Annotated in this window: 20 protein-coding genes; 15 read left to right on the top strand and 5 right to left on the bottom strand. The window is 65.3% G+C overall.

All coding sequences use genetic code 11. From position 1 onward, the window contains the following. Positions 1-24: 24 nt before the first annotated feature. Together ACODS0_RS19430 and ylqF are read right to left on the bottom strand one after the other, a co-directional pair. Entirely contained in the window at positions 25-2,328 is a 2,304-nt protein-coding gene (locus tag ACODS0_RS19430) for a putative bifunctional diguanylate cyclase/phosphodiesterase (RefSeq protein ID WP_488836568.1), read from the bottom strand. Positions 2,329-2,485: 157 nt separating this feature from the next. Then, a complete protein-coding gene (gene ylqF / locus ACODS0_RS19425; RefSeq protein WP_055398883.1) occupies positions 2,486-3,463 on the bottom strand; it encodes a ribosome biogenesis GTPase YlqF in 978 nt (325 codons plus the stop codon). A 93-nt stretch (positions 3,464-3,556) separates the two neighbouring features. Between ylqF and ACODS0_RS19420 the strand changes: the two genes are divergently transcribed. Continuing rightward, positions 3,557-3,808, top strand: a complete 252-nt coding sequence (locus tag ACODS0_RS19420; RefSeq protein ID WP_055398885.1) for a hypothetical protein — start codon at positions 3,557-3,559, stop codon at positions 3,806-3,808. 11 nt (positions 3,809-3,819) lie between these two features. Beyond that, entirely contained in the window at positions 3,820-4,035 is a 216-nt protein-coding gene (locus tag ACODS0_RS19415) for an oxidoreductase-like domain-containing protein (RefSeq protein ID WP_055398886.1), read from the top strand. Between the two features lie 86 nt (positions 4,036-4,121). Here ACODS0_RS19415 and gshA read toward each other — a convergent pair whose 3' ends face one another. Continuing rightward, positions 4,122-5,648: a glutamate--cysteine ligase gene (gene gshA, locus ACODS0_RS19410; protein ID WP_431152398.1), complete on the bottom strand. Its 1,527-nt coding sequence runs from the start codon at positions 5,646-5,648 to the stop codon at positions 4,122-4,124. 71 nt (positions 5,649-5,719) lie between these two features. Beyond that, positions 5,720-6,628, bottom strand: coding sequence for an SDR family oxidoreductase (locus ACODS0_RS19405; RefSeq protein WP_488836564.1), 909 nt, complete (start codon positions 6,626-6,628; stop codon positions 5,720-5,722). 359 nt (positions 6,629-6,987) lie between these two features. Here ACODS0_RS19405 and ACODS0_RS19400 point away from each other — a divergent pair, with 359 nt between their 5' ends. From ACODS0_RS19400 to tolA, 12 genes are all read left to right on the top strand, one after another. Then, entirely contained in the window at positions 6,988-7,269 is a 282-nt protein-coding gene (locus tag ACODS0_RS19400) for a DUF427 domain-containing protein (RefSeq protein WP_055398894.1), read from the top strand. Positions 7,270-7,833: 564 nt separating this feature from the next. Beyond that, positions 7,834-8,472 (top strand): DUF938 domain-containing protein, encoded by a 639-nt coding sequence (locus ACODS0_RS19395; RefSeq protein ID WP_488836562.1) that lies wholly within the window; start codon positions 7,834-7,836, stop codon positions 8,470-8,472. 13 nt (positions 8,473-8,485) lie between these two features. Beyond that, the gene (locus tag ACODS0_RS19390; RefSeq protein ID WP_487262330.1) at positions 8,486-8,782 is read left to right on the top strand and encodes a 2Fe-2S iron-sulfur cluster-binding protein; all 297 of its coding nucleotides are present in this window, start codon (positions 8,486-8,488) and stop codon (positions 8,780-8,782) included. Positions 8,783-8,997: 215 nt separating this feature from the next. Continuing rightward, on the top strand, positions 8,998-10,683 hold the full coding sequence (locus ACODS0_RS19385) for a T6SS phospholipase effector Tle1-like catalytic domain-containing protein (RefSeq protein WP_488836560.1): 1,686 nt from the start codon (positions 8,998-9,000) through the stop codon (positions 10,681-10,683). A gap of 175 nt (positions 10,684-10,858) precedes the next feature. Then, the gene (gene ribBA / locus ACODS0_RS19380) at positions 10,859-11,980 is read left to right on the top strand and encodes a bifunctional 3,4-dihydroxy-2-butanone-4-phosphate synthase/GTP cyclohydrolase II (protein ID WP_488836558.1); all 1,122 of its coding nucleotides are present in this window, start codon (positions 10,859-10,861) and stop codon (positions 11,978-11,980) included. A gap of 5 nt (positions 11,981-11,985) precedes the next feature. After that, positions 11,986-12,450 (top strand): 6,7-dimethyl-8-ribityllumazine synthase, encoded by a 465-nt coding sequence (ribH, locus tag ACODS0_RS19375; protein ID WP_055398902.1) that lies wholly within the window; start codon positions 11,986-11,988, stop codon positions 12,448-12,450. After that, on the top strand, positions 12,447-13,004 hold the full coding sequence (gene nusB / locus ACODS0_RS19370) for a transcription antitermination factor NusB (protein WP_121419470.1): 558 nt from the start codon (positions 12,447-12,449) through the stop codon (positions 13,002-13,004). Before ribH ends, nusB begins: the two co-directional genes overlap by 4 nt. A 109-nt stretch (positions 13,005-13,113) precedes the next feature. Continuing rightward, positions 13,114-14,298: a pyridoxal phosphate-dependent aminotransferase gene (locus ACODS0_RS19365; protein ID WP_488836555.1), complete on the top strand. Its 1,185-nt coding sequence runs from the start codon at positions 13,114-13,116 to the stop codon at positions 14,296-14,298. Between the two features lie 6 nt (positions 14,299-14,304). Beyond that, positions 14,305-14,724, top strand: coding sequence for a tol-pal system-associated acyl-CoA thioesterase (ybgC, locus tag ACODS0_RS19360; RefSeq protein WP_121419468.1), 420 nt, complete (start codon positions 14,305-14,307; stop codon positions 14,722-14,724). Continuing rightward, the gene (tolQ, locus tag ACODS0_RS19355) at positions 14,721-15,434 is read left to right on the top strand and encodes a protein TolQ (RefSeq protein ID WP_055398908.1); all 714 of its coding nucleotides are present in this window, start codon (positions 14,721-14,723) and stop codon (positions 15,432-15,434) included. Before ybgC ends, tolQ begins: the two co-directional genes overlap by 4 nt. Before the next feature lie 14 nt (positions 15,435-15,448). Continuing rightward, the gene (locus ACODS0_RS19350) at positions 15,449-15,877 is read left to right on the top strand and encodes an ExbD/TolR family protein (RefSeq protein ID WP_055398910.1); all 429 of its coding nucleotides are present in this window, start codon (positions 15,449-15,451) and stop codon (positions 15,875-15,877) included. A gap of 30 nt (positions 15,878-15,907) precedes the next feature. Further along, entirely contained in the window at positions 15,908-16,879 is a 972-nt protein-coding gene (gene tolA, locus ACODS0_RS19345; protein ID WP_488836552.1) for a cell envelope integrity protein TolA, read from the top strand. A gap of 119 nt (positions 16,880-16,998) precedes the next feature. Here tolA and ACODS0_RS19340 read toward each other — a convergent pair whose 3' ends face one another. Beyond that, positions 16,999-18,339, bottom strand: coding sequence for an MFS transporter (locus tag ACODS0_RS19340; protein ID WP_055402920.1), 1,341 nt, complete (start codon positions 18,337-18,339; stop codon positions 16,999-17,001). 247 nt (positions 18,340-18,586) lie between these two features. Between ACODS0_RS19340 and cyoA the strand changes: the two genes are divergently transcribed. Further along, complete coding sequence (gene cyoA / locus ACODS0_RS19335; protein ID WP_121419466.1) at positions 18,587-19,642, top strand: ubiquinol oxidase subunit II; 1,056 nt, start codon at positions 18,587-18,589, stop codon at positions 19,640-19,642. Positions 19,643-19,686 lie beyond the last annotated feature (44 nt).

Genomic DNA, 19,686 nt, shown 5'->3' with positions numbered 1-19,686 from the left:
CTGGCAGCTATTCTTGCTTGAAATTCAGCCTTCATCCTCTACGGAGGCAGTGCCCACCAGCGCTGCACGGGCCAGCCAGTCGGTGTCGGGCTCGGGGCGCCCGAAGAGGTAGCCCTGGTACACGATATCGGGTGCGCGTTGGCTCAGGAAATCCGCCTGGTCGCGGGTCTCGACCCCTTCCGCCACCACGCGCAGGCCGAAGTGGCGGGCCACCGACAGGATGCCTTCCACCAGCACGCCATCGTCGGCATTGGTGGGGGCGTCGCGCACAAAGGAGCGATCGATCTTGATCTCCTGGATCGGCAGGCGCTTGAGATAGGCCAGCGACGAATAGCCCGTGCCAAAGTCGTCCAGCGACATGTCCACCCCCAGCGCCGCCAGCTCGCCCATCTTGGCCACGGCGTCGTCAAAATCGTCGATCACCAGGCCTTCGGTCACCTCCAGGGTGAGCAGGCGCGGGTCGGCGCCGCTGGCAGCCAGCATGGCGCGCAGCTGCGGCACAAAACCCGCCTGCCGGAACTGCCGGGCACTCAGGTTGACCGACAGCCGCAGTCGCCGCTCCTGAAACAATGGCTGCGCCAGCAGCGCGCAGGCATGGGAGAGTACCCAGCCGCCCAGGCTCACGATCAGGTCCGACTCTTCCGCCACGGGGATAAACACCCCCGGCGCCACCAAGCCGTCGCGCGGATGCTGCCAGCGCACCAGCACCTCAGCCCCGGTGATCTGGCCCAACACGTCTACCTGCGACTGCAGGTACAGCCGCAGCTCGCCCGCGCCGATGGCCTGGCGCAGCTCGCGCTCCACGCGAAAGCGCTGCTCGGCAGCCTCGCCCATGCCCTGCTCGAAGAAGGCCGCCCGCCCACCACCGGCCTGCTTGGCGCGGTGCAGCGCCGTGCCTGCACGGCGCAGGGCGTCGTGCGCAACATCGTTGGCGCTTTGCGGATAGAGCGTGATGCCCACGCTAGCACCCAGCTGGGCTTCTTCGGTGTCGTTGTCTTGCAGGTGCAGCGGCCGCAGCAACGCTGTCTGCAGCTTTTCGGCAAAGGCCAGGGCACGCCGGCCCGCCAGCGAGGCGTCTGCGCCCAGGCCGTGGAGCACCACGGCAAACTCGTCGCCCGCCACACGCACCAGCAGGCCCTGGGGGGGCAGTATCTCGGACAGGCGCAGCGCCACGGCGCACAGCAGGCGGTCGCCCATCTCGCTGCCGCGTGCATCGTTGAAGGTGGTGAAGCGGTCCAGGTCCAGCAGCAGCAGCGCGTGTTGCGTGGTGGGCGGGCGGCCCGCGCGGCCCTGCAGCGCAGACAGCCGCTCCATCAGCGTGAAGCGGTTGGGCAGGCTGGTGAGGCTGTCGAAATGCGCCAGGCGATGAATTTCCTGCGCTGCGCGCTTGCGCTCGGTGACGTCCTGCTTGAGCTCTACATAGTGGCTGATGTGGCCGTCAGGCTGGCGGATGGGGGCCACCACCACGGCCTCGGCAATCTCGGCGCCGTCCTTGCGGCGGTTGACCTGCTCGCCCGCCCAGCTCTCGCCGCGTGCCAGGGTGGCGCGCAGGCCGTCCCGCTGCGCGGGCGCCAGGCCATTGCTGGAATAGTCGGCCGATGCCTTGCCCACCACTTCATCGCGCTCATAACCCGTGCGGCGCACGAAGGCGTCATTCACGTACTCGATGTCTTCCTTCAGATCGGTGATGACGATGCTCTCGGGGCTCTGCTCCACCGCCCGCAGCAGCTTGCGCAGTGCAGCCTCGCTGGCAGCCAGGTTGGTAGCGGTCTGCTGCGCCTCCTGCACCCGGCTCATGTAGTTGCGGCGCGACAGCAGCGTGGCCGCTGCCGTCAGCACCAGAATGCCTGCCAGGTACACCGCACCGGCCACCCGGTTGGCCACCTGCACCGGCTTGAACATGCCCTGGATGTCGGCCCAGATGAACCCCAGGAACAGCAGCGCCGTGAGCCCCACCAGCGTCAGGGTGGCCCTGGCCCCCAGCAGCCAGCCGGCCAGTACGATGATCACCGGGTAGTTGAGCAGGTTGGGGCCGTTCACACCGCCATTGCGGGCCGCCACCAACGACACCGATACCCACACGCCCCACACCAGCAGGTGGGCCGCCTGCGTCCAGCGCTGCTGGCGCGCCAGCCACAGCGCTGAGCCCCCCACCAGGCCCGCCACCAGATTGAGCGCCACACGCGCAGGCTGCACGGGGTCGTCAAACATCAGCAGCACGCCGATGACGCCACCGAGCAGCATCACGGCCCACCCTGCCACACGCACCAGATGGCGTGTGGTGGCGTCTTCGTGGTCGGGCAGCGGAACAGCGGGGGCTTCGGCCATGGCGACGGGGGTAGCAGGGGGAAGGCCATCGTAACCGCAGCCTTAGAACCTGTTCAAGTTCTTACGGATCGGCTGCCTGCAAAACGCCAGCAGCGGTGGCCACGCAACGCCGACGGCGGGCATCCTGCGCGCCCGCTGGGATGCGCCGGGAACCCGGTCAGTCCGTGCCGTCGTCGCTGCCCGGTGCAGGCTCGCGCACACCCGAGCCCTTGCCTTTGGACTTGGCGCGCGCATCCTTCTTGGCCTGGCGCTTGGCGTCTTCGGCCAGGCCCGCAGCGCGCCAGGCTTCAAACTCGGTGGGCGTCTCCAGTGTGATGCGGCCCAGGATGGCGGTGCGGAAATCCGTCATCACGATCTCGGCCGTCTTTTGCAGGTTGACCTTGCCGCCACCCAGCATGGCACCGCGTTTGCGGCCAATGGCTTCGAGCAGTTCCTCGTCGTGCATCGTTGCCACGGCCCCCTCGGGCAGGCCCAGTTTGTAGCGAGCCTCCAACAGTGGGGCGTAGTTTTTCTGCAGGCGGCGCAGCAGCTCCAGGGCCACCAGCTCCTCGTCGTAGGCATTGCGGCCCACCGCGCCGCTGGCGGCCAGGTTGTAGCCGCTTTCGGGCACCACAATGCGCGGCCACAGCATGCCGGGCGTGTCCCACAGGTAGAAGTCGTCGGCCAGGGTGATGCGCTGTTCCAGCTTGGTGATGCCGGCCTCGTCGCCCGTCTTGGCCTGGCGCTTGTTGCTGAGCGTGTTGATGAGCGTGGACTTGCCCACGTTGGGCACGCCGCAGATCAGCACCCGCATGGGCTTGGCCATGCCGCCCCGGTTGGGCGACAGCAGGTGGCACGCGTCAATCAGCTTGCGCGTGGGGGCCGGGTCGGACGCATCGAGTGGCAAGGCGCGCGTGTCGCTCTGGGCGTTGTACCAGTCCACCCACTGCGCCGTGCGCTCGGGGTCGGCCACGTCCTGCTTGTTGAGCACCTTGAGCGTGGGCTTGTGGCCGGTGATCTCGGCCAGCAGCGGGTTGGCGCTGGAGCCGGGCAGGCGGGCGTCCAGCACCTCGATCACCACGTCAATGTCCTTGATGCGTTCGGTGATGGCTTTACGGGTCAGGTGCATGTGACCGGGGAACCACTGGATGGCCATGCGGGGGTACTTTCTGGTGTTTTCAATACTGTCTGAGGGTGGCAAGGATAATCGCGGACCTCACTTACCCACGCCACAGCGTTGTAAACCCGCATGCCAGCCCCTCTCGACACACCGCGCAAAGCCACCGCCGCCAAGGCCCACAAGGATCTGCTGTTCAAGAGCGTGACCTTGGCCCTGATTGGTCTGGTCATCCTGCTGGCGCCGTACGTCGCCCGCTCTGCCAGCGTGCGCGATCTGATGAGCCAGGCGGCCCTGGTGGGCTGGTTTGCGCTGGTGCTGGGCATTGCGTTTGGGGTGCAGTACGCCGTGCGCCGCGCCAAGTCCGGGCGCCACAAGCCGTGACTTCACTCGCCATGGCAACCCCGGCCCGCGCTGTAGACGGCGCGACCGCGCAGCAGATGTTCCAGTCGCTGCAGCAACGCGCTGCAGACATGGGCATTGCGCTGCGCACCCCGCCGCCCGAGCCAACGACCTGCTGTGGGCGCGGGTGCAATGGCTGCGTATGGGAGGGCTTTCTGGACGCGGCCGAATACTGGCGGCAAGAGGCGCTGCTGCAGCTGCAAGGCTGAAATTAGCGTCTAAATAGCCTCTAGCGCTTGATGGATAAGCGCAGACAGCTATCAAATCAGGAGTTTCCTGACGCCTGCGCGCCCCATCACCCGAGCTCCTTCACCGCCATGTACTGCTCGCGCCATTCTTCAAACGGCAGCGTGTCTGCCGCCTCGATGGCTTTCTGCGCGGCAATCGATTCATCTGCCATCGCCAGGTAGCGCGCCTGCTGTTCAGGCGTCCACGGCAGGCCCAGCAACGCATCGCGCGCAGCGATGGACTGCTGGCGGGCAAAGGATTCAAAGCTGTTGTGGTGACTCTGCACGATGCTGTCGAGAACGCGGGCCGATGGTGTGCGCTCGGGCGCAGCCATCAGCGCGCGGGCATCGCGCAGCGCGGTGCTGTAGTCGTCGGTGCCATGGGTGGCATCCAGCGCGGCAGCCAGCGGCTCGCAGGCGGCCAGCACCTCGGCACCCCATTCGGTCAGCGGCACACTCTGGCCGTTGCGCGACAGGTGCAAACCGGGCTCGCGGCCCCGCTCTGCGGTGAGGTGCTGGTTCTGCTTGAGTTCGGCAATTTCGGCCGGTGTGTCGGGCGGGCTGTCGGACAGCAGGCAGTGCAGCAGGAACACGTCCAGCAGGCGCATGGTGGGCGCGGTGATGCCCACGGGCACAAACGGGTCCAGGTCCATCAGGCGCACTTCGACGTATTCCACACCCCGCTCGCGCAGCGCGTGCAGCGGGCGCTCACCGGTGCGCACGGTGCGCTTGGGGCGGATGGTGCCGTAGAACTCATTTTCGATCTGCAGCAGGCTGGTGCCCAGCTGGTTGTAGTCGCCACCGGGGTTGCGCACGCCCACGGTTTCGTAGGCGGGGTACGGCTTGGTCAACGCCTCGTGCAGCGAGTTGGCGTAGCCCGTCAGGCCGTTGTAGCTCACGGCCAGCGTGGCCTGCGCGTCGCTCTGGTAGCCCAGGCGGCCCATGCGCAGCGACGTGGCGTGGGGCAGGTACAGCGCGCTGCCGCCCTCCATGCGCTCCAGGCGGTGCTCGCGCCCTTCCACAAAACAGGGGCACAAGGCGGGCGACGCGCCGAACAGGTACAGCAGCACAAACGCGTGGCGGCGGAAGTTGCGGATGAGTGCGAAATACTGCTCGCTGTCCACGCCCGGCAGCGACCAGTTGTAGTGAATGCCCGAGATGGTCTGCATGCGGCGGCCATAGCGGTGGCCCAGGCCCATGCGGTACACGCTCTTGGCGCGGCCCACATTGGAGCTGCCATAGCGACCAATCGGAATCGTCTCGTCGGTGGGCAGGCCGCAGGGCATGCTGGAGGCCCACAGCAGCTCGCCGCCGCTGTCCTTGAGGGTGTGGTGCACAAACTGATGCACCTCGGTCAGCTCATCCAGGCACTGCTGCACGCCCTTGTGGGCGCCGGTGATCAGCTCCAGCTGCGACTCGCTGTAATCGGTCGTGATCAGCGGGTGCGTGAGGGCAGAGCCCAGGGCCAGCGGGTGGGGTGTGAGGGCCAGGCCGCCGGTGGGCAGCACGCGCAGCCCTTCCTTTTCGATGCCGCGGCGAATCCCCCCCAGGGCGTCCGCCGGGTAGGCGGCCAGTCTCTCGTGCAGTGTGCTCATATGTTTATACCGATCCAACTTCTGTCGGCCCGGAACTTAGCACGTTGAGCGCTGGCCCGCCTCTGGGGAAATCAAGCCCTTGCGGCCAAGGCCTTTCCAACTTCGTTGGTTCCTTGGGCTGCGCCACTTTGTGGTACTTGCTCGCCGGCACGGTCCGTCACCTGGGCCAGGTGGGCCGCCAGTTGCTCGGGCACATCGGGGCCAATGCCCAGATGAACGCCCTGCGTCAGGGTGATGTGGGCGGCCTCGAACGTGCCCGCGCCCGCACACAGGATGGTGCGCGTGGGTGCGCTTTCGTGCGCCAGTACCAGCATGGCGGGCACCACGGCCTCGGGCTTCAGGGCGTCCAGCACTTCCTGGGGCATCAGGCCCTCGGTCATGCGCGTGGCGGCCGTGGGGGCCAGGGCGTTCACGTGGATGTTGTACTTGGCGCCTTCGATGGCCAGGGTCTGCATCAGCCCCACCTGGGCCAGCTTGGCCGCGCCATAGTTGGCCTGGCCGAAGTTGCCGTACAGGCCGGTGGACGACGTGGTCATCACGATGCGGCCATATTGCTGGGCCACCATGTGCGGCCACACGGCCTTGCAGCAGTTGGCGGCGCCCATCAGGTGCACATCCACCACCAGGCGGAAGTCGTCCATGCTCATCTTGGAAAATGACTTGTCGCGCAGGATGCCTGCGTTGTTGACCAGCACATCCACCCGGCCCCAGGCGTCGATGGCCTGCTGCACCATGGCCTCGACTGCGGCAAAGTCGGTGACGGATGCGCCGTTGGCCAGCGCCTCGCCGCCCGCAGCACGGATCTCATCGACCACGGCCTGCGCCGCACTCACTGTACCGCCGCTGCCGTCCACCGCGCCGCCCAGATCGTTGACCAGCACCTTGGCGCCGCGCGCTGCCAAAGCCAATGCATGCTGGCGGCCCAGGCCACCGCCTGCGCCCGTCACGATGGCCACACGGCCTTTGAAATCAATACCCATGGTGAAGGTTCTCCTGTCCTGTTGTCTTGGTTGGTCCATCAATCAGTGGAATAGAAACGAAACACATCTCTCTAAACCGCCTCTGGCGCCCAGCCCCAATGTGCGGGCACCGCGCGCTGCACTGTAAGCCACGCGGCGCTGGCCGCCGGTTGCGCAGGCGACTGAATAAATGAAGGCATATCCGTCTAAAACCCTGCGTTCGCAGAGGCCCGTGCACAGCTGCGGCGCATTGGGAATAATCGGCCTCGCAATCCCGTTCCGGGGGCTTGCAGCTGCAGCGGCACCCCATTACTCACAATTTCATAGCTAACAGCGCTTATAAATCAAGCGCCAGCGGCCATTTTTACCAAGGATTTCCCATGAAAGCAGTCTGGAATGGCGTAGTAGTTGCCGAAAGCGACGACACCGTGGTGGTGGAGGGCAACCACTACTTCCCCGAAAGCGCACTCCACCGCGACTACTTCACCTTCAGCAACCACAAGACCACCTGCGCCTGGAAGGGCCAGGCCAGCTACCTGTCGCTGCTGGTCAACGGCGAAATGAACACCGACGCCGCTTGGTTCTACGCCGACCCCAAGCCCGAAGCCGAAGAAATCAAAGGCCGCGTGGCGTTCTGGAAGGGCGTGAAGGTCACCCCCTGAACACCCCGCAGCCCACCACCTGCGGGTTATCCCTGTCAGCACTGGACAATCATGTGGATAAGTTTTGACAAGCCCTGTATGACAACGCCAAGTGCTTGATTTGTAAAGAACCACCCTGCACTGCCTCATTTTTGGGCAATGCAGAACAGCATTGCGATGGTTATCCCGTTCTGCACTGGACAATGGTGTGGATAACCTTGGATAAGCCTTGTATGGACGCCTTAAGTGATTGATTTACAAAGAATATCCTTGTGACGCTCAAAAAACAGGCAATTACAAAACCCGATCCGCCCCCGCTGCTGTCGCCCTCAAATGGCCCCAAAACCCCCGGTTATCCCTTCCCAGACTGGACAATCTTGTGGATAACTCTGAACAAGCCTTGTATGACAGTTTTAAGTCATTGATTTACAAGGAAACTTCTTATCCCGCCTAAAAAACAGGCAGTGCAGCCGGGACAAAGCATCTGGGGTACAGTCCCCGTCGGCTTCTTCGAAGCGCTCTTTATTTCATAGCTTCTAGCGCTTACCAGATAAGCGCTAGAGGCTAAAAATACCAAAATACTCAGTGACCACCGCCCCCCTCCAGCACAGCCCCGCCGCCGAACGCAACCAGGGCCCCATCCTGGCGAAGCTGTTGGCCCTGTTGCCACCTACCGGCGCCGCGCTGGAGATTGCCAGCGGCACCGGCCAGCACGCCGCGCACTTTGCAACCGCCCTGCCCGGCTGGACCTGGCAGCCCACAGACCTGCACAACACCCACTTCGCATCGATCACCGCCTGGGCCGAGCAGGCAGGTGCCCGCAACGTGCGGGCGCCACAGCGACTGGACGTGCTGCATGACCGCTGGCCCAGCGAAGGCCCGGCGTTCGGCGCCGCGTCGTTCGACCTGGTCTACTGCGCCAACATGCTGCACATCGCGCCCTGGGCCTGCTGCACGGGGCTGATGCAAGGCGCCGCCCGCCACCTGACGCCGGGCGGCCACCTCGTCACCTACGGCCCGTACCTGGAAGATGGCGTGCCCACCGCGCCTGGCAACTTGTCTTTCGACGCCAGCCTGCGCGCACAAGACGGCGACTGGGGCATCCGCCGCATCGAAGACGTGGCCGCCGTCGCCGCCCGGGCCGACCTGCAACTGGCCGCACGGCATGCGATGCCCGCCAACAACCTGCTGCTGGTTTGGACACACGCCTCCCGCAACGCTTGAAGAAACGCACCCCATGAACACACCCACCGCAGCCCCGTTTTTCACCGCCAAGGTCGAGCCCGACGGCCAGCAATGCGACGCCTGGCCCGAGCAGCCCTTGCTGTTGTCGCTGGAGCAAGGCGGCATCGACTGGCCCAGCTCCTGCCGCAACGGCACCTGCCGCACCTGCCTCGGCATGCTGATCGAAGGCGAAGTGCGTTATGCCATCGAGTGGCCCGGCCTGTCCGCCGAAGAAAAGGCAGAGGGCTGCGTGCTGCCCTGTGTGGCCTACCCGGCAAGCGACGTGCGGTTGCAAGCGCAAAGCATCTGACGTTGGCTGAAGGGGCCTGCCCCCTGCCCCGGCTCGCCCCCCCGAATGGCGCTTTCCTGCTTGCCATGCCCGGCAGTAGTCACCCAGAATCTGCGGCACATACATTGAGGACTTACGCCAATCGGGATGCAGCAACCGGCTTTGCCGTGGGCGTGTCGCTTGCCTGAGCACTGTTTGCGTCAGTCATGATTGATTGCAGAGCGAGGGGGGACTTCATGAACGCATTTGCCACACCGGCCGCAGTAGCCACGAATCCACCGCGCGCCGCCTACCGTCCCCCCACCCGCGAGGACATCCTGACCCAGTGCATCGCGGCGGACGCGCAATGGGCCGAAAAGCCTGGCCGTAACCTGGTGCTGCTGTTCGACGGCACCAGCAACATTCTGGGCAACCAGCAGGACACCAATGTGGTCAAACTGCTGCGCATGCTCGGCAAGGGCCACGACCCATCGGGCAAGGAGCCCACCCAGCTCGTTTACTACGACCCCGGCGTGGGCACGACCAACGAGTTCCCGGCGGACGGGATCGTGTCCGAGGCCAAGAACCAGCTGCGGCAACTGGCAGGGCTGGCACTGGGCAACGGTGTGTTCCCCAACATCGCAGAGGCCTACCGGTTCCTCGTCAATACCTACCAGCGGGGCGACCGGATCTACCTGTTCGGCTTCTCGCGCGGCGCATTCACGGCGCGGTCGGTGGCCGGGATGATCAACATGTACGGCCTGATCCACACCGAGGGGCTGCCGCTCATCGAAACGCTGGTGCGCACCTACTTTGCGCCGCGCGGCCACAAAAACCAGGCTGGCACCAAAGACCGGGAGAAATTTGCGGAGGACGTGATCAACAACTTCTCGCTGGGCCGCACGCCGCTGGTGCACTTCGTGGGCGTGTGGGACACGGTGGAGGCCATCGGCCTGGGCGGACTGGGCAGCATCAAGATCAGCAACTCCACCGACTTCGACTGCAAGCGCTTTGCCCACGTGCGCCATGCCATGTCGCTGTATGAATCGCGCAGCAAGTACACGCCCCGCCGCTACGAAGACCCGCACTTCACCGCCGAGGAGCAGTCCTGGCGCAGCTACGACCAGCGCTGGTTCCGCGGCGTGCACAGCGACGTGGGCGGCTCGTACGCGCGCGACGGGCTGTCCAACATCACGCTGGCCTGGATGGTGGACGAAGCCGCTGCCCAGGGCTTGCGGGTGGACAAGAGCCGGCTGCAGCCCGGCGACCCGCTCACCGCCATGCACGACCAGGCGTATGACTGCCCCTACTGGGTCTGGACCGGCCTGAACGCCCGTGGCCGTGAGACCAGCGACTTCATCGACCCCACGGCCCGCCCGGTGGACGGCGCCGTGCCCGCCAGCACCGTGCCGCGCACGCAACCCTGGCGCTGGATGGGCATAGCGCTGGCAGCCGCCACGGCCGTGCTGTACGCCATCACCACCCTCGCTGGCTACCGCGCCTGCGACCTGGATACCGCGCCGTTGTGGCTGCAGATCCTGCCCACGGGCTTTCAGCTGTCGGCCCACTGGCATGCCAGCTGGGAGGTGATGTGCAACGCCGAGGGCGTGCGCCGCGTCATCGCCTTGGATTGGGCCCTGCTCGCCTGCTACACCCTGTGGCTGGCCTACCCGGTGGCGTGGGCCGTGCGGCGGCTGGTCGCACGGGCCGTGCCGCCGGGCCGGGCCCTGGGTGGCCTTTCGCGCCATGCACACTGGGCGATGGGCACGCTCGTGGTGTCGGACCTCGTGGAAAACTTTGCCACGCTGCACATGCACCTCGCCCACTGGCCCACAGTGCTGACGGTGGCCAGCGGCGTCAAGATGCTGTCCCTGATGCTGCTGGTCGGCTTGATCGTGGCCGGCGCGCTGGCCGGGCATGACGGCGGCCGCTCGACTGCGTGATCCGCCTTGGCCGCGCCCCAAGTGAACTAAAATCCCGGCTTTCGGGGCGCAGAGCGCTCCCGCACCGTGCGGCCAGCCCCGCACTGCCCGCTCTTTGGAATCGACCCTCCCGGGTCGTGGCCGGACAGCGTGCGGTGCGCGCCACCCGCGCGGCCCACCGAAAGCCCGCCCTTCCATGACTTCCCCCCTCACCCCCGTGCCGATCTCCCCCGTCGAGGACATCGTGGCCGAGATGCGCGCCGGGCGCATCGTCATCCTGGTGGATGAAGAAGACCGCGAAAACGAAGGCGACCTCGTCCTGGCCGCCGACCACGTGACGCCCGAGGCCATCAACTTCATGGCCCGCTTCGGCCGGGGCCTGATCTGCCTGACATTGAGCCGTGAGCGCTGCGAGTTCCTCAAGCTGCCCCCCATGGCCGCGCGCAATGGCACGGTGTACAGCACGGCGTTCACCGTCTCCATCGAGGCGGCCGAGGGTGTGACCACCGGCATCTCGGCGGCCGACCGTGCCCGCACCGTGCAGGTGGCGGTGGACCGCAACTCCAAGCCCACCGACCTGGTGCAGCCTGGCCACATCTTCCCGCTGCAGGCCGTGGATGGCGGCGTGCTCATGCGCGCAGGCCATACCGAAGCCGGTTGCGACCTGGCCGCCATGGCAGGCTGCAGCCCCGCATCGGTGATCTGCGAGATCATGAAGGACGACGGCACCATGGCCCGCCTGCCCGACCTGCAGTTGTTTGCGGCCGAGCACGGCCTGAAGATCGGCACCATTGCCGACCTCATCGAATACCGCAGCCGCAACGAGTCGCTGGTCGAAAAGGTCGGCACGCGCACGCTGCAGACCGCCTACGGCGAATTTACCACCCACGCTTTCCGCGACAAACCCAGCCAGGCCGTGCACCTGGCGCTGGTCAAGGGCCAGTGGAGCGCCGACGACGTGGTACCTGTGCGCGTGCACGAGCCCCTGTCGGTGTTCGACGCGCTCGAAGTCAACCGCTCCATGCACTCGTGGGGCCTAGATACCAGCCTGCAATACCTCGTCAAGCAAGGCAAGGGCGTGGCCGTGCTGCTGAACTGCGGTGAAAGCGCCGCCCAGCTGCTGGCGCAGTTTGAAGGCACCGCCCGCGCAGCCCAAGCGCCTGAACGCGGCCGCATGGACCTGCGCACCTATGGCGTGGGCGCGCAGATCCTGCGCGAATGTGGCGTGCACAAGATGGCTCTGATGGGCCAGCCCCGCCGCATGCCCAGCATGGCCGGCTACGGCCTCGAAATCACCGGCTTCATCCCCAAGGAATAAAGAACATGTTTGGCGCAGACAAAGGAACAGCGGACAAGCTGGACGGCAAGAAATTGCACATCGGCATCGTGCAGGCCCGCTTCAACGAGAGCATCACCAACACGCTGGCGGCCGCCTGCCGCGCCGAGTTGCTGGCGCTGGGCGTGCAAGAAAAGCACATCAAGCACGTGCTGGTGCCCGGCGCGCTGGAGGTGCCCGTGGCCTTGCAGGCCATGGCCGAAAGCGATGAATTCGACGCGCTGATTGCGCTGGGCTGCATCATCCGTGGCGAGACCTACCACTTCGAACTGGTGGCCAACGAATCCGGCGCGGGCGTCACGCGCCTGTCGCTGGACTACCAGATCCCGATTGCCAACGCCATCATCACCACCGAAAACGTCGAGCAGGCCATCGCCCGCCAGACCGAAAAAGGCACCGATGCCGCCCGCGTTGCGGTGGAAATGGCCAACCTGCTGGACGAGCTGTCATGAGCGAAAACACCCCCACGCCGTCCTCGGCACGCCCGCCCAAGCAGGCCCGCACCGGGCTCAAGAGCACGGGCACGCGCAAGGCAGCCTCCAAGTCCAACCGCAGCCGCGCGCGCGAATTCGCGCTACAGGCGCTGTACCAGCACCTGGTGGGCGGGAACGATGCGCACGCCATCGACGCGTTCACCCGCGACCTGGCGGGCTTTCACAAGGCCGATTCGGTGCACTACGACGCACTGCTGCACGGCTGCATCAACACCGCCGCCGACCTGGACGCGCTGATCACCCCGCTGCTGGACCGCAAGATGGCCGAGATCTCGCCCATCGAGCACGCCGTGATGTGGATCGGCGTGTACGAGTTTCAGCACTGCCTGGACGTGCCATGGCGTGTGGTGCTCAACGAGTGCATTGAGCTTGCCAAAGAGTTTGGCGGCACCGATGGCCACAAGTACGTGAACGCCGTGCTCAACGGCCTGGCCCCCAAGCTGCGTGCGCTGGAAGTGGCGGCCGACAAGGCCCCGGGCGCAATGCCTGGCGCGCCCGCCGACGAAGCCTGAGCGCCCCCCCGCCGAAAGGCTCCCGCGCGTGCAACCCACTGCCACGCACGGGGCCTTCTTTCTTGAGTTTCCGAGCAACACCCGACCCGCACGGGCAGGACACCTTCCCATGAAGTTTTCCACGCGCGCTGAGCGCATCGAACCGTTCTATGTGATGGAGGTCGCCAAGGCCGCGCAGGCCCTGGCCCGCGAGGTGGCGGGCACGCGCTCGCCGATGATCTTCCTGAACATCGGCGAGCCGGACTTCACCGCGCCGCCCCTGGTGCAAGAGGCCGCCGCGCGCGCCGTGCACAGCGGCGCTACGCAGTACACCAACGCGCTGGGGCTGGATGCGCTGCGCGAGCGCATCAGCGGCTGGTATCAGAGCCGCTTTGGCGTCAATGTGCCTGCACGCCGCATCGTGGTCACGGCCGGTGCTTCGGCCGCGCTGCAGCTGGCGTGCCTGGCGCTGATCGAGTCGGGCGACGAGATCCTGATGCCCGACCCCAGCTACCCCTGCAACCGCCACTTCGTGAGCGCCGCCGAGGGCAAGGCCGTGCTGCTGCCCACCACGGCCGCAGAACGCTACCAGCTGAGCGCCGACAAGGTGCGTGCGGCCTGGACGGACAAGACGCGGGGTGTGCTGCTCGCATCGCCGTCCAACCCCACCGGCACTTCCATCGCGCCCGGTGAGCTGCGCCGAATCCACGAAGTGGTCCACGCGCATGACGGCATCACGATGATCGACGAGATCTACCTGGGCCTGTCGTACGAGGAAGAGTTTGGCCACACCGCACTGGCCATCGACGACAACATCATCAGCATCAACAGCTTCAGCAAATACTTCAACATGACCGGCTGGCGCCTGGGCTGGATGGTAGTGCCCGAAGCCATGGTGCCGGTGGTCGAACGCCTGGCGCAGAACCTGTTCATCTGCGCCAGCACCGTGTCGCAACACGCGGCGCTGGCCTGCTTCGAGGCAGAGAGCATTGCTGAATACGAACGCCGCCGCGCCGAGTTCAAGGCCCGGCGCGACTTCTTTATCCCCGCCCTGCAGTCCATGGGCCTTTCGGTGCCGGTGATGCCCGACGGTGCCTTCTACGCCTGGGCGGACTGCACGCAGGCCGCCGAGCGCCTGGGTGTCAGCGGCAGCTGGGACTTTGCTTTTGAGCTGATGCGCCGTGCGCACATCGCCGTGACGCCAGGGCGTGACTTCGGCACGGCCGAGCCAGAACGGTTTGTGCGCTTTTCCACCGCCAACTCCATGGCGCAACTCCAAGAGTCTGTGGCGCGGCTGCGCAGCGTGCTGGGGTAACGCGCGATGGCATTCGAGTTCCCCATCCGCGTGTATTGGGAGGACACCGATGCCGGCGGCATCGTGTTCTATGCCAACTACCTCAAGTTCTTCGAGCGCGCTCGCACCGAATGGCTGCGGTCGCTGGGCGTGGGTCAGCAGCGATTGCGGGAACAAACCGGGGGCATGTTTGTCGTAACCGATGCCCAGCTTCGCTACCACCGGCCTGCACGGCTGGACGATGAACTGATTGTTACCGCCGCCCTGCAGGCCTCGGGCCGCGCATCGTTGACAATAGTGCAGCGCGCGCTCCTGAAACCAGAGCAGATGACCGAACAAGCCCCTTTGTTGCTGAGCGAAGGCACCATCCGCATCGGATGGGTTGATGCTGCCACCATGCGCCCCGCAAGAATTCCGAACACCCTGCTGGAACAACTCTCACCATGAACTCCCAAGACATGTCCATCATCACCCTGGTGCTGCACGCCAGCTGGGTGGTGCAACTCGTGATGCTGCTGTTGCTGGGCGTCTCCGTCGCCAGTTGGGCAGCCATCTTCCGAAAGCTGTTTTCGCTCAAGCGCGTGAAAGCGCTCAATGAGGATTTCGAGCGCGAGTTCTGGTCGGGCACCAGCCTGAACGACCTGTACGCCAGTGCCGCACAAAACGCCAAGCAGGCCGGTCCCATGGAACGTATTTTTGCCAGCGGCATGCGTGAATACCAGAAGCTGCGTGAGCGCCGCATCGTGGACCCCGGCACCCTGCTCGACGGCGCACGCCGCGCCATGCGCGCGAGCTTCCAGCGCGAGATGGACGTGGTCGAATCGAGCCTGTCATTCCTGGCGTCGGTCGGCTCCGTGTCGCCGTACGTGGGCCTGTTTGGCACCGTGTGGGGCATCATGCACGCGTTCACCGGCTTTGCGGGCATGGAGCAGGTCACGCTGGCCACCGTGGCGCCTGGCATTGCCGAAGCCCTGGTGGCCACCGCCATCGGCCTGTTTGCCGCCATCCCCGCTGTGATCGCCTACAACCGCTTTGCCCGCGACATCGACCGCGTGGCCACGCACCAGGAGACCTTCATCGAAGAGTTCTCCAACATCCTGCAGCGCAATCTGGGCGCCCAGCCCGCACCCGCAGGCCATACGGCCTCGGGCCACTGAGCACGGAGGCCCACATGCCCGCCATGGCATCCCGCGGTCGAGGCCGCCGCACCATCAACGAGATCAACATGGTCCCGTTCATCGACGTCATGCTGGTGCTGCTCATCATCTTTATGGTGACGGCGCCCATGTTGACGCCGGGCGTTGTTGATGTGCCCAGCGTGGGCAAAGGCAAGAACATGCCCAAGGTGGTGGCCCAGGTCATCGTCAACAAGGACGGCACGCTGCAGTTCAAGACGCCCGAAGCCACACGCAGTCTGAACCAGCGAGAGATCGGCGACGCGGCCAGCCGCTGGCAGAAGGCCCAGGGTGCTGATAGCGCCAGTGCCGTGGTCATCAGCGCCGACAAGGGCGTGCAGTACGAAAACGTGGTGAAAGCCATGGATGCCTTGCAAAAGGCGGGCGTGCAACGCGTGGGTCTTTCCGTCAAACAGGGTGGTTGAACCGAACGCACGCCCGCCGCTCTGAAGCCCATGCACGCCCACAACGACCGCGACCAGTTTTCCCCGCCCCGCCCCCCGGCACGCTTGCGCGCCATTTCACTGGCGGTGCTGGTGCATGTCGTGCTCATCGGTGCGCTCACCTGGGGCGTGAACTGGAAGAACAGCGCCGACCAGCCTGCGGTGGAGGCCGAACTGTGGGCTGCGGTGCCCCAGCATGCCGCACCACGCGCCGTGGAGCCCCCGCCGCCGCCACCCGCTCCCCCGGAAGTGCGTCCGCCCGCTCCGCCACCACCACCACCGCCCCCCCGCGCCGTGGAGCCGCCCGACACGCGCGAGGCGGACATCGCCATTGAACGCGAAAAAAAGCGCCTGGAGCAGGAGAAGAAGGCGCGCGAGCAGCAGTTGGAACGTGAAAAGCGCGACCGTGAGCGCAAGGAAGACGAACGCCGCGACCGCCTGGAGCAGGAAAAGAAGGAACGCCTGCAAAAGGAGAAGGAAAAAGAAAAGGAACAGCGCGAAAAGCAGCTGGCTGAGCAGAAGAAGGCCGAGCAGGACAAGCAAAAGAAGCTGGCCGAAGACAAGCGCAAGGCGGACGAAGCCGCCAAGCGCAAGGCCGACGCGGAGGCTAAACAGCTGGCAGAACAGCGGGAAGCCAACCTGCGCCGCCTCCAGGGCCTGGCGAGGGCCACGGGCGGCGAGAACGCCACAGGCACAGCCCAGCGCAGCGCTGGTCCGTCGGGCAGCTATGGCGGCAAGGTTGCAGCCAAGGTCAAGCCCAACATCGTGTACCCCGACGCGATCTCAGGCAACCCGCGCGCCGAGGTGGAAGTCCGCCTTTCGCCCGATGGCACCATCGTGGGCAAACGCCTGGTGCAGTCCAGCGGCAACAAGGCCTGGGATGACGCAGTGCTCCGCGCCCTGGATAAGACCGAGACCCTGCCGCGCGATGTGGATGGCCGCGTGCCGCCTTCATTGACCATTGGCTTCAGGCCACAGGACTGAGCCTCCACAAAAAAAAGCGCCCGGTAGTACCGGGCGCTCTTTTTTTAGAGCATTTTTAGCCTCTAGCGCTTTGTAGACAAGCGCAAACAGCTATACAAACAATAGCAAATCTCTGCCCCTTACCGGTCCCGGCGCTCCATGCGCCGATTCAGGTTCAGCGCGCCCAGCGTGCAGGCCACGCCCGACAGTAAATACACCGTGACCGCCAGCAGCCCGAACTGGGCCGACAGGTACAGGGCCACCAGCGGTGCAAACGCGGCGCCAATGATCCAGGCAAGGTCTGCCGAGAGAGCGGCGCCCGTGTAGCGGTACTGGGGCGAAAAATTGGCCGTGACCGTGCCCGACGCCTGGCCATACGACAAGCCCAGCAGCACAAAACCCAGTAGCAGGAACATGGTGCTGCCCACCTCGCCCGAGTTGAGCAGCACGGGGGCCATGAAGCTGAACACACCGATCAACACCGCCATGCCGCCCAGCAGCTTGCGGCGGCCCAGGTGGTCCGACAGCCAGCCAGACACCATGATGGCCCCCGCTGCCAGAAAGGCGCCTACGATCTGCACGCCCAGAATCTGGGTCACCGGCTGGTCCGAATACAGCGTGATCCAAGACAGCGGGAACACCGTGACCAGGTGGAACAGCGCAAAGCTCGCCAGCGCGGCAAAAGCACCCAGCACCACATTGCTGCCTTCGTCACGTATCACACGGCTCACAGGCACGGGCTGCAGTTCACGCTCTTGCAGCAGCTCGGCGTATGACTGCCCCACCACCAGGCGCAGGCGGGCAAACAGGGCCACCACGTTCACGGCAAAGGCCACGAAGAAGGGATAACGCCAGCCCCAGGCCAGAAATTCCTGCACGCTGAGGCTGCTGTACAGATAGGCAAACAGACCCGCCGCCAGCACAAACCCGACAGGCGCGCCCAATTGCCCGATCATGGCAAACCAGCCCCGCCGTTCCTTGGGCGCCGACATGGCCAGCAGCGACGGCAGGCCGTCCCACGAACCGCCGAGCGCCAGACCCTGGCCAATGCGCAGGATCAGCAGCGCCACCACCGCAGTCAGGCCCGCGTCCTTGTAGCCCGGCAAGAACGCCATCCCCACCGTGCACACGCCCAGCAGGAACAGTGCAATGGTCAGCTTGGTGCCCCGGCCCCAGCGCCGCTGGATGGCCATGGAAATGGCCGTGCCCACCGGGCGCACGACAAAAGCGACCGCCAGCAGCGCAAACGCCATCAGCGTGCCATCCAGGCGCGAGAGGAATGGAAAGAGGAAGGACGGGAAGACGAGAACGCAGGCGATCCCGAAAACGAAGAAGTCGAAATACTCGGACGAGCGTCCGATGATCACGCCCACAGCAATTTCGCTGGGGGTCACGTCTTCATGCGTATCAGCCCGCGAGAGAGAGGCGGGGCTTTCTTCAAAGCCGGCCGCAGGGTAAGTGGCAGAGGCGGGGCTGCTCATGAACAGGGCTCCTTGTCGTTGTTTGGATAAGACATTCTGGTTCTACACGCAAGTTTGATCTGGGACAAGTGCGGTTTCACTATGCCGTGTGCAGGACAACACCGCAGGGGCCGGAAATGCACCAAAGTGGGGCGCATTACTTTGACCTTGGACAAAATGTCCAATGTACAAAAAAGCTAGGACTATTACATTCGACGGCACTTCGTTATCCGCGTTTACCCTTAAACGCCTTGGTTGCGCCTGTCACATGTCCAAACTACCTTTACCTCGCGTGCCTGTCTGGCTCGCCGCCATGGCCGCCCTGGGCAGCCTGGCTGGCTGCAGCAAGGCGGTCGTCCTCAACCCCGCCGGCGACATTGCGGCCCAGCAAGGCCACATGGTCATCCAGGCCACGCTGCTGATGCTGATCATCATCGTTCCGGTGATTGCCCTCACCCTGTGGTTTGCCTGGAAGTACCGCCAGAACAACACTGCCAACACCGAGGCCGACTACGATCCCGACTGGCACCACTCCACCACGCTGGAGCTGGTGATCTGGACCGTGCCGCTCTTGATCGTCATCGCCCTCGGCGCCCTGACCTGGATCGGCACCCACAAGCTCGACCCCTACCGCCCGCTGGACCGCATCTCGGCCAGCAAACCGCTGGACGCCCAATCCACCCCCATGGAAGTGCAGGTGGTGGCCATGGACTGGAAGTGGCTGTTCTTCTACCCTGAGCTGGGCATTGCCACCGTGAATGAACTGGCTGCGCCGGTGGACCGCCCCATCCTGTTCAAGCTCACGGCCACGTCCACGATGAACGCGTTTTACGTGCCCGACCTCGCCGGCATGATCTACGCGATGCCCGGCATGCAGACCGAGCTGAACGCCGTGATCAACCAACCGGGCGTGTACAAGGGCATGTCCTCGCACTACAGCGGCGCTGGCTTCTCGGGCATGACGTTCAAGTTCCATGGCCTGAGCGAGAGCGACTTCGCGCAGTGGGTGGCCAAGACCAAGTCCGAAGGCAAGCCACTTACACGCCAGGCCTACATGGACCTGGCCAAGCCAAGCGAGCGCGACCCCGTGCAGCGCTTTGCCAGCGTGGAAGAAGGCCTGTATGACAAGGTACTGAACCGCTGTGTCGAAGACGGCAAGATGTGCATGCACCACATGATGGCCATCGACGAGAACGGCGGTGACGCCTATGTGCGCGCCGTGGGCCTGAATCTGCCGCAGGACGTATGCACCTCGCAGAACGCCGCCCAGGTGGTGGCCAGCCTGGAAGCCCGCCACGCACCGCGCGCCAACTCCGCCCAATGATCCGCCCTTGATTTGCCATGTCGGCGCCCGTGCCAAGCGGGTGT

Source organism: Acidovorax sp. FG60 (genome assembly GCF_057808995.1).
The sequence above is the reverse complement of the archived record's forward strand: the minus strand, read 5'-3'. Positions and strand labels throughout refer to the sequence as shown.

Coding starts and splice junctions, on each gene's coding strand:
- ACODS0_RS19430 (WP_488836568.1), bottom strand. CDS start 2,328: ATGGCCGAAGCCCCCGCTGTTCCGCTGCCCGACCACGAAGACGCCACC.
- ylqF (WP_055398883.1), bottom strand. CDS start 3,463: ATGGCCATCCAGTGGTTCCCCGGTCACATGCACCTGACCCGTAAAGCC.
- ACODS0_RS19420 (WP_055398885.1), top strand. CDS start 3,557: ATGCCAGCCCCTCTCGACACACCGCGCAAAGCCACCGCCGCCAAGGCC.
- ACODS0_RS19415 (WP_055398886.1), top strand. CDS start 3,820: ATGGCAACCCCGGCCCGCGCTGTAGACGGCGCGACCGCGCAGCAGATG.
- gshA (WP_431152398.1), bottom strand. CDS start 5,648: ATGAGCACACTGCACGAGAGACTGGCCGCCTACCCGGCGGACGCCCTG.
- ACODS0_RS19405 (WP_488836564.1), bottom strand. CDS start 6,628: ATGGGTATTGATTTCAAAGGCCGTGTGGCCATCGTGACGGGCGCAGGC.
- ACODS0_RS19400 (WP_055398894.1), top strand. CDS start 6,988: ATGAAAGCAGTCTGGAATGGCGTAGTAGTTGCCGAAAGCGACGACACC.
- ACODS0_RS19390 (WP_487262330.1), top strand. CDS start 8,486: ATGAACACACCCACCGCAGCCCCGTTTTTCACCGCCAAGGTCGAGCCC.
- ACODS0_RS19385 (WP_488836560.1), top strand. CDS start 8,998: ATGAACGCATTTGCCACACCGGCCGCAGTAGCCACGAATCCACCGCGC.
- ribBA (WP_488836558.1), top strand. CDS start 10,859: ATGACTTCCCCCCTCACCCCCGTGCCGATCTCCCCCGTCGAGGACATC.
- ribH (WP_055398902.1), top strand. CDS start 11,986: ATGTTTGGCGCAGACAAAGGAACAGCGGACAAGCTGGACGGCAAGAAA.
- nusB (WP_121419470.1), top strand. CDS start 12,447: ATGAGCGAAAACACCCCCACGCCGTCCTCGGCACGCCCGCCCAAGCAG.
- ACODS0_RS19365 (WP_488836555.1), top strand. CDS start 13,114: ATGAAGTTTTCCACGCGCGCTGAGCGCATCGAACCGTTCTATGTGATG.
- ybgC (WP_121419468.1), top strand. CDS start 14,305: ATGGCATTCGAGTTCCCCATCCGCGTGTATTGGGAGGACACCGATGCC.
- tolQ (WP_055398908.1), top strand. CDS start 14,721: ATGAACTCCCAAGACATGTCCATCATCACCCTGGTGCTGCACGCCAGC.
- ACODS0_RS19350 (WP_055398910.1), top strand. CDS start 15,449: ATGCCCGCCATGGCATCCCGCGGTCGAGGCCGCCGCACCATCAACGAG.
- tolA (WP_488836552.1), top strand. CDS start 15,908: ATGCACGCCCACAACGACCGCGACCAGTTTTCCCCGCCCCGCCCCCCG.
- ACODS0_RS19340 (WP_055402920.1), bottom strand. CDS start 18,339: ATGAGCAGCCCCGCCTCTGCCACTTACCCTGCGGCCGGCTTTGAAGAA.
- cyoA (WP_121419466.1), top strand. CDS start 18,587: ATGTCCAAACTACCTTTACCTCGCGTGCCTGTCTGGCTCGCCGCCATG.